At 70.0% G+C, this 12,739-nt stretch carries 14 protein-coding genes and 1 tRNA gene; 9 read left to right on the top strand and 6 right to left on the bottom strand.

The window, feature by feature from the left end; translation table 11 throughout:
• Together RS82_RS07670 and RS82_RS07665 are read left to right on the top strand one after the other, a co-directional pair.
• Positions 1-733 (top strand): HNH endonuclease signature motif containing protein (locus RS82_RS07670; RefSeq protein ID WP_045297993.1); only part of this gene is annotated, 733 nt, incomplete at its 5' end.
• A gap of 151 nt (positions 734-884) precedes the next feature.
• Positions 885-1,862 (top strand): zinc-binding dehydrogenase, encoded by a 978-nt coding sequence (locus RS82_RS07665; protein ID WP_045297992.1) that lies wholly within the window; start codon positions 885-887, stop codon positions 1,860-1,862.
• 40 nt (positions 1,863-1,902) lie between these two features.
• Here RS82_RS07665 and RS82_RS07660 read toward each other — a convergent pair whose 3' ends face one another.
• The 3 genes from RS82_RS07660 to RS82_RS07650 are packed head-to-tail and all read right to left on the bottom strand — an operon-like array spanning position 1,903 to position 4,007.
• Positions 1,903-2,259, bottom strand: coding sequence for a nuclear transport factor 2 family protein (locus RS82_RS07660; RefSeq protein ID WP_045297991.1), 357 nt, complete (start codon positions 2,257-2,259; stop codon positions 1,903-1,905).
• 42 nt (positions 2,260-2,301) lie between these two features.
• Positions 2,302-2,532: a putative acetyltransferase gene (locus RS82_RS07655; protein ID WP_045297990.1), complete on the bottom strand. Its 231-nt coding sequence runs from the start codon at positions 2,530-2,532 to the stop codon at positions 2,302-2,304.
• Positions 2,526-4,007, bottom strand: coding sequence for an SDR family oxidoreductase (locus RS82_RS07650; RefSeq protein ID WP_045297989.1), 1,482 nt, complete (start codon positions 4,005-4,007; stop codon positions 2,526-2,528). The genes RS82_RS07655 and RS82_RS07650 overlap by 7 nt, the downstream gene beginning before the upstream one ends.
• A gap of 49 nt (positions 4,008-4,056) precedes the next feature.
• Here RS82_RS07650 and RS82_RS07645 point away from each other — a divergent pair, with 49 nt between their 5' ends.
• Positions 4,057-4,470, top strand: coding sequence for an NUDIX hydrolase (locus tag RS82_RS07645; RefSeq protein ID WP_045297988.1), 414 nt, complete (start codon positions 4,057-4,059; stop codon positions 4,468-4,470).
• An 8-nt stretch (positions 4,471-4,478) separates the two neighbouring features.
• Here RS82_RS07645 and RS82_RS07640 read toward each other — a convergent pair whose 3' ends face one another.
• A complete protein-coding gene (locus RS82_RS07640; protein WP_045297987.1) occupies positions 4,479-5,018 on the bottom strand; it encodes a YaeQ family protein in 540 nt (179 codons plus the stop codon).
• A 53-nt stretch (positions 5,019-5,071) separates the two neighbouring features.
• Here RS82_RS07640 and RS82_RS07635 point away from each other — a divergent pair, with 53 nt between their 5' ends.
• The 5 genes from RS82_RS07635 (at position 5,072) to RS82_RS07615 (ending at position 11,055) form a co-directional block, all read left to right on the top strand.
• Positions 5,072-5,632, top strand: a complete 561-nt coding sequence (locus RS82_RS07635; protein WP_211255886.1) for a Chromate resistance protein ChrB — start codon at positions 5,072-5,074, stop codon at positions 5,630-5,632.
• Positions 5,633-5,722: 90 nt separating this feature from the next.
• Complete coding sequence (locus RS82_RS07630; RefSeq protein WP_045297986.1) at positions 5,723-7,972, top strand: hybrid sensor histidine kinase/response regulator; 2,250 nt, start codon at positions 5,723-5,725, stop codon at positions 7,970-7,972.
• On the top strand, positions 7,969-8,361 hold the full coding sequence (locus tag RS82_RS07625; protein WP_045297985.1) for a response regulator: 393 nt from the start codon (positions 7,969-7,971) through the stop codon (positions 8,359-8,361). The genes RS82_RS07630 and RS82_RS07625 overlap by 4 nt, the downstream gene beginning before the upstream one ends.
• Positions 8,351-9,487: a response regulator gene (locus tag RS82_RS07620; RefSeq protein ID WP_045297984.1), complete on the top strand. Its 1,137-nt coding sequence runs from the start codon at positions 8,351-8,353 to the stop codon at positions 9,485-9,487. Before RS82_RS07625 ends, RS82_RS07620 begins: the two co-directional genes overlap by 11 nt.
• Positions 9,484-11,055: a peptide ligase PGM1-related protein gene (locus tag RS82_RS07615; RefSeq protein ID WP_052676741.1), complete on the top strand. Its 1,572-nt coding sequence runs from the start codon at positions 9,484-9,486 to the stop codon at positions 11,053-11,055. Before RS82_RS07620 ends, RS82_RS07615 begins: the two co-directional genes overlap by 4 nt.
• Before the next feature lie 19 nt (positions 11,056-11,074).
• Here the strand turns inward: RS82_RS07615 and RS82_RS07610 are convergent, their stop codons facing one another.
• A complete protein-coding gene (locus RS82_RS07610) occupies positions 11,075-11,653 on the bottom strand; it encodes a hypothetical protein (protein ID WP_045297983.1) in 579 nt (192 codons plus the stop codon).
• A gap of 51 nt (positions 11,654-11,704) precedes the next feature.
• Entirely contained in the window at positions 11,705-12,532 is an 828-nt protein-coding gene (locus RS82_RS07605) for an inositol monophosphatase family protein (protein WP_045297982.1), read from the bottom strand.
• Positions 12,533-12,626: 94 nt separating this feature from the next.
• Here RS82_RS07605 and RS82_RS07600 point away from each other — a divergent pair.
• Positions 12,627-12,699 (top strand) — tRNA-Lys (locus RS82_RS07600).
• Positions 12,700-12,739 lie beyond the last annotated feature (40 nt).

The raw sequence follows: 12,739 nt of genomic DNA, 5'->3' as shown, positions 1-12,739 counted from the left end.
CGACGACGTCGCGGCGCAGTTCGATCGGCTGATGGACGCGCACCTGAATCCGCGGGTGCAGGACAGCGGGCCCCGCTTCGTCGATTGCGAGGCTGAAGCCGCGACCGGCGAGGCGGCGGAGCGGGTGGGGGATCCGCGGACCGCGGACCAGAAGCGGCACGACGCGTTCGCGTCGATCCTGTCGGTCGCGGCGGGTGCGGCCGCGACGCCGACGCTGGGCGGGGCCGCGCCGACGCTGATCGTCACCACCACCGTCGAGGACCTGGCCGACCCCGACGGCGTGGCGTTCGTGGAGTCCGCCGGTGGTCCGGTACCGGTACCGGCCTCGTTCGCGAGGCATGTCGGCTGCCACGGCACCATTCACCGGCTCACCCTCACCGGCACCGGCGCCATCAAAGCGCTGGTCGTCGAGGACCGGGTGTTCAACCATTGGCAGCGCAAGGCGATCGGCGTTCGTGACGGCGGCTGCATCATCCCCGGCTGCACCGTCCCGGCGGCGTGGTGCGAGGTGCATCATGTCGTCGACTGGGCCAAGGGCGGTCCCACCTCGGTCGACAACGGGGTGCTGCTGTGCTGGCACCATCACCACGGCATCGAGACCAGCGGATGGGAGATCCGCATGATCGACGGCATGCCGCACGTGCGACCACCGGCCTGGATCGACCCGCGCGGGCAGTGGCGAGGGCCCAACCGGCTCCTGCTGCGCGAGCTCAGACGGGCCAGGTCCGCCTAGACCACCCCGCTCGCTCAACCCCATCGCCGACTCGGCGGAAGGGCGACACCCGCGTCGCCCAGCAACGACCCGGGGAATGCAGGCGGGCGGCGCACCGCTGTACCTTCGGGGCCGCGCACCCGCGGCCCGAGATCTACCAAGGAGCACCACCGTGCGCGCACTCATCCATTCCGCTTTCGGCGACCCGACCGAGGTTCTGCAGGTCGCGGAGCGACCTCTGCCGGAGCCGGGTCCTGGGCAGGTGCGGGTGCGGACGGTCCTCTCGCCGATCCACAACCACGACCTCTGGACGATCCGCGGCACATACGGCTACAAGCCCGAGCTGCCCGCCGCTTCCGGGACCGAGGCCGTCGGTGTCGTGGACGCGCTCGGCGAGGGGGTCGATTCCCTGAGGGTCGGGCAGCGGGTCGCCACCGGCGGCACATTCGGCGTGTGGAGCGAGTACTTCGTCGCCAAGGCGGCCGGGCTGGTACCCGTCCCCGACGCCGTCAGCGACGAGACGGCCGCGCAGCTGATCTCGATGCCGTTCAGCGCGCTGAGCCTGCTCGACTTCCTGGACGTGGAACCGGGCGACTGGATCGTGCAGAACACGGCCAACGGCGCCGTCGGCAAGCTCGTCGCCCAGTTCGCCGCGGCGCGTGGGGTGCACGTTCTCGGTCTGGTGCGCCGCGACGCGGGGGTCGACGAACTGGCCGGGCTCGGCATCCGCGATGTTGTGTCCACCGCGTCGGATGACTGGCGGGAGCGGGCAGCGCAGATCCTCGGCGAGAACGCTCCGCGCGCGGCGGTGGACTCGGTCGGCGGCGAAGCTGCCGGCGACCTGCTCTCGCTGCTCGGCGAGGGCGGCACCCTGGTGTCGTTCGGATCGATGGGCTCGAGCACGCTGCAGCTGTCGGCGGGTGACCTCATCTTCAAGCAGGCGACGGTCAAGGGCTTCTGGGGCAGCAAGGTGAGCCAGACGATGGATGCCGCCACCCGCGGTGCGCTGTTCGCCGAACTGGTGCAGCGCATCGGGTCGGGTGAGGTGTCGCTGCCGGTCGACGAGGTGTTCCCGTTCGAGCAGGCGCGCGCGGCAGCGGCCGCGAGCGCCGTGCCCGGCCGCGCAGGCAAGGTGCTGCTGCGGTTCTGAGCGTGTGCGCGTGGGCCGCGGCGGCGCGGCCCACGCGGATTCAGGCTTCGGCCAGCAGGACGGTCAGCGACGTGATCGCGCCGTCGTCGACGGTGATGAGATCGAGGCCCCGCACGGCGGGCGCGCCGGCAGGGCCGAACGCCCACGGCAGCACCCCGGTCGTCTCCGAGACGTAGGCCGGTCCGTCCTCGACGAGCACGAACTCCTCGGGCGCGTCCTTCAGCAGCCGTTCCGCGCTGGAGAGGACCGCCTCGGGGCCGACGACCGTTCCTTCGGGGTCCGTCAGCACCACCCCGGGGGAGTAGGCGCGAGCGGCAGCCTCGCGTCGTTGGGCGGCATCCCGGTTCCCGAAGACGCCGTGGAGGTTCAGACGGAGGAGTTCTGCGACTGTGCTCATGGATCGTCGAACCGCCGACGGGGCGAAGTTCTTCCCCGCGGCTCAGGTCTCGTCGTCCGACCGATGCCGCGGCGCGCGGGGAGCAGGCGGCGGCGGCACCTCCTTCGCGGCGATGATCGCGCCGTGCGGGATGCGTTCGACGCCGCGCTTGCCGTCGACGACGACGGAATCGGCATCCGCGCTCAGCAGTTCGCCGAGGGCGTCCGTCGCCTGACCCGTCGGCAGGATGTAGCGCACGACCACCCGGTGACCGGGCTCGGGCAGGTTCACCATTGGCCGGGCGCGTAGTCCTTGAGGAAGACCCCGAACAGGTCTTCGCCGGCCTCGCCGCGCACGATCGGGTCGTACACGCGCGCCGCGCCGTCGACGAGATCGAGCGGTGCGTGGAAGCCCTCCTCGGCGAGCCGCACCTTCGTCGGGTGCGGGCGCTCGTCCGTGATCCAGCCGGTGTCGACGCTGGTCATGAGGATGCGGTCGGTCTCGAACAGCTCCCGCGCGCTTGTGCGCGTGAGCATGTTCACGGCCGCCTTGGCCATGTTCGTGTGCGGATGCCCCGGCCCCTTGTACCCGCGATTGAAGACTCCCTCCATCGCGCTGACGTTGACCACGTACGTGCGGCGTGCCGGACTCGCCGCGAGCGACGAGCGCAGCTTCGACACGAGCAGGAACGGCGCTGTCGTGTTCGCGAGCTGCACTTCGAGCATCTCGAGGGGGTCGACCTCTTCGACGCTCTGCACCCACGAGTTGGTGTGGTCGAGGTCGGGGATCAGCCCGCCGGCGTCGATGGCGGTGCCGGCGGCGAGACGTTCGAGGGAACTGGAACCCGCGGCCATGGCCTGCTCGGTCAGCTCGTCGGCGCGGGCGGCTGCCGCGGCGAGGATCGGGTGCGCTGTCACGGAGCGCTCGAGCGCCTGCGGGTGACGGTCGTTCGTGTGGCCGAACGTGACGAGCTCCGGCAGCGGGCCATCGGGCAGCGGCGCGAGCTCGGCGTCGACCAGCGGCTGGTACGCACCCGGCGAGCGGCGCACGGTCTGGGTCGCGTTGTTGATGAGGATGTCGAGGGGACCGGCGGCAGCGACATCCTCCGCCAGACCGATCACCTGGGCAGGATCGCGCAGGTCGATGCCGACCACCTTCAGGCGGTCGATCCACTCGGGCGAGTCGGGAAGGCTGCTGAAGCGGCGCACGGCATCGCGCGGGAAGCGCGTCGTGATCGTCGTGTGTGCGCCGTCGCGCAGGAGGCGCAGCGCGATGTACATGCCGATCTTCGCGCGGCCGCCGGTGAGCAGCGCGCGCTTGCCGGTGAGGTCGGTGCGCGCGTTGCGCTTCGCGTGGCTCATGGCCGCGCACGTGGGGCAGAGCTGGTGGTAGAACGCGTCGACCACCGTGTACGGCTGTTTGCAGATGTAGCAGGCACGCGGCTTGAGGAGCGTGCCTGCACTGGCCGCCGTGGTGGACGAGCTGATCGGGATGCCGCGGGTCTCGTCGTCGATCCGGTCCGGCGCCCCGGTGGCGGTGGCGGCGACCACCGCGCGATCGGCGGAGGCGATCGCCTCACGGATCTCGCGGCGCCGCACTTTCTTGACGGCCTTGAACATCGCGGCGGTGGCACGGCGCACGGCCACGTAGTCGGGGTGCGACTCGTCGACGCCCGGCATGATCGCGAGCACCCGCAGGGTGGTCGCCAGATCTTCCGGGTCGATGCCGCTCGGCGGCAGGTCGGAGGGCTCGGGGGAATCGGGAAGCACACGTGATTCTACGCCGGGCCGGTGCGGCGGTTCCTGTTAGCGTGCCTTCGTGAGCACCTCGAACCCGGCATCGACGTCGGCGCGCAGCATCCATGTGTCGGCCGCGGTCATCGTCAATGACCGCGACGAACTGCTGCTCGTGCGCAAAGCCGGAACGACCGCGTTCATGCAGCCGGGTGGCAAGCCTGAACCGGGCGAGACGCCGGCCGAGACGCTGAGCCGCGAACTGTTCGAGGAACTGGGCCTCTCGGTGGATCCGGATGAGCTGCAGTCGCTCGGTCTGTACACAGCGGCAGCGGCGAACGAACCGGGCTTCGTCGTCGTGGCGGACGTGTTCGTCGCCGACATCGGCGCCCAGGTGCCCGTGACCGACGCCGAGATCGAGGAGCTGCGGTGGGTCTCGCGCGCCGATGCCCGGGAGCTCGAGGTCGCCCCGCTCGCGCGGGAGAACTTCCTGCCCTGACCCCCGTGTCAGCCTGCCGCGACCTCGTGGACGTCCGACTCGAACGATGAGCCGTTGAGGTCGAGGTACAACCGGCGTTCGGTGATCGACACGGTCATCGTGTTGCGGCGCTCGAGCACCGCCGTCGCCGCATCGAAGAAGCCCGAGTCGAAGCTGTAGAGGCTGATCTCCCCGGCACGGTGGATCTTCTTCGCCGCCCAGGGCGCCGCCACCTTCGCGGGGTCGCGATGGGTGTACACCGCGACGCGCGCGCCGGCCAGGCTGCCCGTGTGCAGGCGTGCGGCGTCGGGAGCCCCGACCTCGATCCACGCCACCAGCGCACCGGTGAGGTCGCGGACGAGCACGGCGGGCTCGTCGGTGGCCGAGATGCCCTCGCTGAACGCGATGCCCTCCTCGTACTCGAGTGCGTACGCGAGGACTCGGGTCAGCATGAAGGCGTCGGTCTCGGACGGATGCCGCGCCACGCGCACCGAGAGATCCTCGTAGACGCCCCGATCGACGTCGGCCAGCTGGATATCGAAGGTGTACATCGTCACGCCGATCGCCATGGGAATCGAGCCTACGTGGTGCCGGCGGATGTAACGCCTGTTACCGTGTTCCGATGACCCCCGATGCAACCGTGTCCTGGCTGCTGGTCATTCCGAAGGTCCCGGCGGAGCCGTCGCGCCACCGCGTCGCCGTCTGGCGCGAGCTTCGCCGCGTCGGCGCGGTCCCCGCGGCATCCGGCGTATGGACCATCCCCGACCTGCCGGCTTTCACCGATGCTCTCCCGACCGTGCGCGAGCTCGCCGAGCGCGGCGGGGGAACGCTGGCGGTGCTCACCGCCTCCTCGCACGGGGAGGACGACATCGCGGTGCTGCGCGACGCCTTCATCGCCGCGCGCGCCGATGAATGGGAGGAGTTCCTCGCCGACTGCGGCAAGTTCTCCGACGAGATCGACCGCGAGATCGCCAAGGAGAAATTCACGTTCGGCGAGCTCGAGGAGGAGGAGCAGAGCCTCGAGCGCCTGCGCCGCTGGCACCGCGACCTGCGTCGCCGCAACGTCGTCGAGCTCGACATCGCCACCGCCGCCGCGCTGCGACTCGAAGACGTGACCGAGAAACTCGCGGGCTACGCCGAGCAGGTGTTCGCCGCGAACCTTCCGGGCGCTCCGCACGGCTGAACCCCCTCGTCTTGAAAGCGCTCCCGAGCGCGAGGACAATGTGGCCTGTCATCGCGGCGAACGCGAGGTCTCACTGGGAGGAGGCCACCCGTGGAGCGTTCGGATGGAGCCGGCGAGGGGGAACTCGAAACCCCCCAGCGTGGCTACACCGACGCCACCGAGCAGTTCGCAGCGATGAACGAAGTGCTGCTTGCACTCGGGCGCTCGGCTTCGGATCCCGATTCGGCTCTTGACACGATCGTGGACAGTGCACGAAGGCTCTGCCGGTCCGACGCCGCCCACGTGTATCTCATCAACGGGGACAGGTTCGTGCTGTCGTCGTGGGTCGGCGTGCCCGACGAGGTGGTCGCGTACATCGCCGCGCACCCCTTCCGGCTCGACCGCGCCAGTCTCGTCGGACGCGTTGCCACGGATCGGCAGATGCAGCAGATCGACGACGTCCTCGCCGATGCCGAGTATGGGCGGCAGGACGCGCAGAAGGTGGGTCACTACCGCACCGTGATCTCTGCGCCGATGCTGCTCGACGACGAGGTCGTGGGCGTGATCTCGCTCTGGCGCACCGAGGTCGCCCCGTTCGACGCGCACGCGCGCACCGCCCTCGAGGCATTCGCCACGCAGGCGGCTGTGGTGGTGCGTCAGGTCCACCTGGTGCGTGCGCTCGAGGACCGCAGTGTCGAGCTCGCGCGGAAGGTCGATCAGCTCGAAGCCCTCAGCGAGGTCGGCGAGGCGGTGAGCTCGAGCCTCGTGCTCGACGAGGTGCTGACCACGATCATCATGAACGCGGTGCGCTTCGCCGGCTGCGACGGCGGTTCGATCATGGAGTACGTCGAGCACGAGCGCGCGTTCACGGTGAGAAGCGCGTACGCGAGCGACCGACTCCTCGAGCGGCTGCGCGGCATCAAGGTCGACCTCGACACCACCCTCGTCGGCCGTGCTGCGAGGGAGCGGCATCCCATCGCCGTAGCCGACCTCGACGATGTCGAACTCGACATCCACCTGCGTCTGCTTCACGAGGATGGCTGGCGGTCGATGGTCGCAGTGCCCGTTCTCCGGGGTGATCGGATCGTCGGCGCGCTCGTGGTGCGCCGACGCACGCCCGGCGATTTCTCGGCCGACACGATGGACTTCCTCGAGAACTTCGCGAGCCAGTCGGCGCTCGCGGTCTGGAACGCGCAGCTGTTCCGCGAGCTGGAGACGAAGTCTGCCGAGCTGGAGATCGCGAGCCGCCACAAGTCCGAGTTCCTCGCGAGCATGTCGCATGAGCTGCGCACTCCTCTCAACGCCGTCATCGGGTTCTCGGAGGTCCTCCTCGAGCGCATGTTCGGCGAGCTCAACGACCGGCAGGACGAGTACCTGCGCGACATCCTCGGCTCAGGCCGGCACCTGCTGCAGCTTCTCAACGACATCCTCGACCTGTCGAAGGTGGAGGCCGGCCGCATGGAGCTCGAACCGTCGACGTTCTCGCTGCGCTCCGCACTCGAGTACGGCGCGTCGATGGTGCGCGAGCGGGCCGCGAGGCACGGCATCCGACTGTCCGTCGACGTCGAGGCCGACCTCGATACGGTCGAGTCCGACGAACTGCGAGTCAAGCAGGTGCTCGTGAACCTGCTCAGCAACGCCGTGAAGTTCACGCCGGACGGCGGGAGCGTCACGGTGACCGCCCGGGGAAGCGAGCACGAGATCGCCGTGGCGGTCGCCGACACCGGCATCGGCATCGCGCCGGCGGACCGAGAGCGGATCTTCGAGTCCTTCCAGCAGGGTCGGCGGGGACTGCAGAGCGAAGAGGGCACGGGTCTCGGCCTCACCCTGTGCCGGCGGATCGTGGCGATCCTCGGCGGCACGATGCGGCTCGAGAGCGAGGTCGGGGTCGGCAGCACCTTCGGGTTCACGATCCCGCGGCGCGTGCCCATCGCGATGCCCGAGGCGGACGACGAGGCGGGACGGCCGATGATCGTCCTCGTCGAAGATGACCGCGCGTCGCTCGACCTCACCTCGGCCTACCTCGACGGGCTCGGGGTCGACGTCGTGATCGCGCGCGACGGAGACGAGGGCCTGTCGGCGATCCGCCGGCACGTGCCCGCGGCGGTGCTGCTCGACATCCGTCTGCCGCGGACGGATGGCTGGGAGGTGCTGAGACGCGTGCGAGCGGATGACGCCACCGCCGCGGTGCCGGTCATCGTGGTGTCGATCGTGGACGAGCGGGCGCGCGGGCTCGCGATGGGCGCCTCGGCGTACCTCGTCAAGCCCGTCCGCCGGGACGCGCTCGTCGGGGCGCTGCGCGACGTCGGAGCGCTCGCCGGCGCGGTCGCGGCGAGCCCGGGCGCGGAGGAGGCGCCGTGACTGCCGGACGCCGGGTCCTCGTCGTCGAGGACAATCCCCTCAACCTCAAGCTCGTGCGCGACGTGCTCACGGCGTCGGGCTACGAGGTGCTGCCCGCGGTCACCGGCGCGGAGGGGGTCACGCTCGCGGCGACATGCGACCCCGACCTCGTGCTGATGGATCTGCAGCTGCCCGATTTCGACGGGTACGAGGCGCTGCGGCGACTGCGGGAGGATCCCGCCCTGCAGGCCGTGCCCGTCGTCGCGGTGACGGCGTTCGCCATGCGCGAGGACCGCGAACGGGCGAAGGAGTCGGGTTTCGACGGGTACCTCGAGAAGCCGATCAGCATCCGCGAACTGCCCGGGCAGGTGGGCGCATTCATCGGCAGGGGCCGCGCCGATGCGCCGTGATCCGATCCTCGTGCTCGCGGTCGACGACCTCGAGCAGAACCTGCGGCTGCTGGACGCGGTGCTGAGCCCGCGAGGCTACGGCGTCGTCACCGCCGCCTCGGGCGAGGAGGCCCTCGCGCAGCTCGAGCGGCACGACATCGACCTCGTGCTGCTCGACATCATGATGCCGGGCATCGACGGCTACGAGGTGTGCCGTCGCATCCGCGCGGTGCCGCGATGGCGGTTCCTCCCCGTCGTGATGATCACCGCGAGCGGAGATCAGGGGAAGCGGCACGCGCTGGAGGCCGGCGCCGACGATTTCGTGAGCAAGCCGTTCGATCAGGCAGAGCTCATCGCGCGCGTGGCGTCGCTCGCACGACTGAAGCGGTACCACGACACCATCGAGCGTCAGGCCGCCGAACTCGCCCGCTGGAACGTCGAACTCGAGGCCAGGGTCGCGAGCCAGGTCGAGGAGCTCGAGCGGGTGAACCGGCTGCGGCGATTCCTGTCGCGGCAGGTCGTCGACGTCGTGCTCGACGCCGGCGACGAGGCGGTGCTGGCGAGCCACCGGCGGGACATCGTGGTCGTCTTCTGCGATCTGCGCGGCTTCACCGCGTTCGCCGAGGCCAGCGAACCCGAAGAGGTCATGGGCGTGCTGTCGGAGTACCACGTGGTGCTCGGCGAGCTCATCGACCGCTACGAGGGAACGCTCGAGCGCTTCACCGGCGATGGCGTCATGGTGTTCTTCAACGACCCGCTGCCGCTCGAGGACCCGGCGCGCCGCGCGATCGAGATGGCGATCGAGATCCGCGACAGGGTGGGGGATCTCACCGCCGAGTGGCACCGGCGCGCGATCGATCTCGGCATCGGCATCGGTGTCGCGCAGGGGTACGCGACGCTCGGGCGGATCGGCTTCGAGGGCCGGTTCGACTACGCCGCCATCGGCAGCGTCACCAACCTCGCCGCCCGCCTCTGCGCAGCCGCCGCAGCCGGGCAGATCCTCGTCGCGCAGCGCGCGTTCACCGCCGTCGAGGAGCACATCGCCGCGAGCCCGGTGGGGGAGCTCGACGTTCGCGGCTTCAGCCGGGCCGTCCGCGCGTACGCCGTCGACGGCATCCGTCATCCCGAGAATCGAGTCGCACCATGACCCTCACAGACACGGCGCCGGTGATGCTCTCGTCGCTCTCGGACGCCGAACGTGATGAACGCTTCGACCGCTTGCAGGCACGGATGCCGGGGGTCTGGGCGTCGATGCAGCAGAACCTCGAGGACGAATCGGTCGTCGTCGTCCCGTCGCTCACCGTCGGCAGCCGCGCGACCTCGGCGGCCATGGTGCAGGCGTACGAGGAACGGTTCCTGTTCCTTCTCCTGCTGCTGCGCCAGCCCATGCTGCGTATGACCTACGTCACCTCGCAGCCCATCGACCCCCGCATCATCGAGTATTACCTCGCGCTCCTTCCTGGAGTCATCCCGAGCCACGCGCTGGCACGGCTCACGCTCGTCTCGGTGGGCGACGGCACGCACCGCACACTCAGCGAGAAGGTGCTCGAGCGGCCGCGGGTGCTCGCACGGATCGCCCGCAGCATCCCCGACCGCGAGCGGTGTCACCTGATCCCGTACAACACCACCGAGCGCGAGCGCGATCTCGCGCTGGTGCTCGGCATCCCGATGTTCGGCGCGGACCACCGTCTCGCCGCGCTCGGCACGAAGACCGGATGCCGGCGGCTGTTCCGCGACGTCGGCGTGCCGCATCCGCTCGGTGTCGAGGATCTGCGCAGCCGCGACGACGCCGTGCGGGCGATCGAGGCGGTGCTGGACGACAAGCCGACGGTGCGGCAGATGATCTTCAAGCTCGACGAGGGCGTGTCGGGGTCGGGCAACGCGCTCGTGGACCTCACCGGAGCGGGCGAGCTCGCGGGCGACGCCCGCCGCGCCGCGATCGTCCGGGCCCTTGAGGCGATGCAGCCGGAGGTCGAGACCTTGAGCCCTGCCGACATGCTCGACGCCCTCGCGTCCCGGCACGGCATCATCGAGGAGCGCATCGTGGGCGAGGAGATCCTCAGCCCGAGCGTGCAGCTGCGGGTACTGCCCGATCGCACGATCGAGCTGCTCTCGACCCACGACCAGCTGCTCGGCGGTCCGAGCGGGCAGAGCTACCTCGGTTGCGTGTTCCCCGCCGATCCGGCGTACTCGCGGCTGATCAGCGAGCCGGCGCTGGCAGTCGCCCGGCGCCTCGCGGACATGGGGGTGCGCGGGCGCTTCGCGCTGGACTTCGTCGTCGTGCGGGATGCTGCGGGCGAATGGAGCTCGTGGGCGATCGAGCTGAATCTCCGCAAGGGCGGGACGACCCATCCGTTCCTCACCCTGCAGTTCCTCACCGACGGCCGCTACGACGGCGACGAAGGCGCGTTCATCACCCCGGAGGGCGTGCCGAAGCACCTGGTCGCGACGGACCACCTCGAGGGCGACGACCTGCGCGCGCTCTCGGTGGGAGACCTCTTCGACGCCGTGGCGCGCCACGACCTGCACTTCGACCGGTCGCGGCAGGAGGGGATCGTGTTCCACATGATCAGCTCGATCACCGAACAGGGTCGCATCGGCATGACGGCGGTCGGCGACACGCCCGAGCGTGCGATGGCGCTCTACGAGCGCGGCGGCCGGATCGTGCTCGAGGAGGCCGCGCGGGCGCGGACGGAGCATGCACTGCCCGAGTGAGCCGCGCCGAGCCCGCGCGTCAGCTCTTGGGCCACTCGATCAGCAGGAGGCCCTGCTTCGTGTCGGCGACCTTCACCTGGCCGGACGTGAACAGGTACGTCATGCCGTAGCCCTCGGCATCCGTCGCGATCGCGGTGTCCGCGCTCTCGGTGATGTAGACGCCTGCGGGATCCTCCTCGCGCAGCCAGCCCTGGGACTGGAGCTCCTCCTGCAGGTCGACGGCGTCGGCGTCGGAGACGGGCGCCCAGCCGAACATCTGCCCGTGGTCGCCGGCGGGACCCTCGAAGTCCGCCCACATGCACTGCAGGCCGTCCTCGATCTCGGTGCTGCCGATGTACAGCGGCGACGCCTGCGAGCTCCACCCGAGGCTCTCGAAGTCGGCCACCACCGACGCTCCGATGATCGTGGTGCAGGTCGGGTCCTCGGTCGACGCGGGCGCAGGTTCGGGCGTCGCCGAAGGCTCGGGTGCGGCCGCGGTCGGCGTCTTCGCGTTGCCGGTGTCTTCGGGCGCGGCCTCGGGCGTTCCGGCGCAGGCCGAGAGGAGCACGGCGGAGAGGGCGAGGGCGGCGGCTGTGCCGAGGATGCGGGTGGAAGGCATCAGAGGGGCTCCGTGGGGGATGGGAGGCGGTCGGGTGTCAGGAGTGCGGGATCACGCGGAGTGGAGCAGGTCGAGATAGGCCGAGTGGAGCACGCGGTTGGTTGCGAGCGAGGAGAGATCCGAGAGCGAGTCGTTGCCGTCGAACGACGTGAACTTTCCCCCGGCCTCGGTCACGATCGGCACCAGCGCGGCGATGTCGTACTCCTTGACGCCGAACTCTGCGACGAATTCGAGACGACCTTCGGCCAGCAGCATGTACGGCCACGCGTCGCCGTAGCCGCGATCGCGCCACACCGACGAGGTCAGGCGCTCCAGGGCGTCGAGCTTGCCGGCGTCGCGCCACTGCCCGATGCTCTGGAAACTCACGCTCGAGTCGGCGATCGTGTCGACCGTCGACACGGCGAGGCGCTTGGTCTCGCCCGTCGGCGTGTTCGTCCACGCTCCGAGGCCGCTCGCGGCCCACCAGCGGCGTCCGATCGCCGGCTGGCTCGCCACTCCTACGCGCGGTACGCCGTCGATCGCGAGGGCGATGAGGGTCGTCCACATCGGGATGCCCTTGAGGTAGTTCGCGGTGCCGTCGATCGGATCGATGATCCACTGCCGCGCCGCATCGCCCGTGATGCCGTACTCCTCGCCGAACACCCCATCGCCCGGGCGCTCGCTCTCGAGCACGTCGCGCAGCGCGCGCTCGGTGGCGAGATCCGCCTCGGTCACGTGGCTCGCGTCGGCCTTCAGGTGCACGTCGAGATCGGCCGCATCGAAGCGGGACATGGATGCCGCGTCCGCGGCATCCGCCAGACGCAGCGCGAGATCGAGATCGGCCCGGAGGTCTCCCTCGAACGGCGTGTCGAACGTCGAAACGGGGGAGGGGGAGGTCACGGAATCAAGGATAGCCGGGGCGTTCCTGCCTCGATTTCACGAGACGCGATCGTGATGCTAATGTTGATCCTCGTTCGCCTCGTAAGTGAACAACGCACCTCTAGCTCAATCGGCAGAGCAACTGACTCTTAATCAGTGGGTTCTGGGTTCGAGTCCCAGGGGGTGCACCGACCAGAAAGGCCCCGGAATCTCCGGGGCCTTTCTGCT

The sequence above is a fragment of the Microbacterium trichothecenolyticum genome (assembly GCF_000956465.1).
GTDB lineage: Bacteria > Actinomycetota > Actinomycetes > Actinomycetales > Microbacteriaceae > Microbacterium > Microbacterium trichothecenolyticum.
This window is presented reverse-complemented; position numbering and strand designations above follow the sequence as displayed.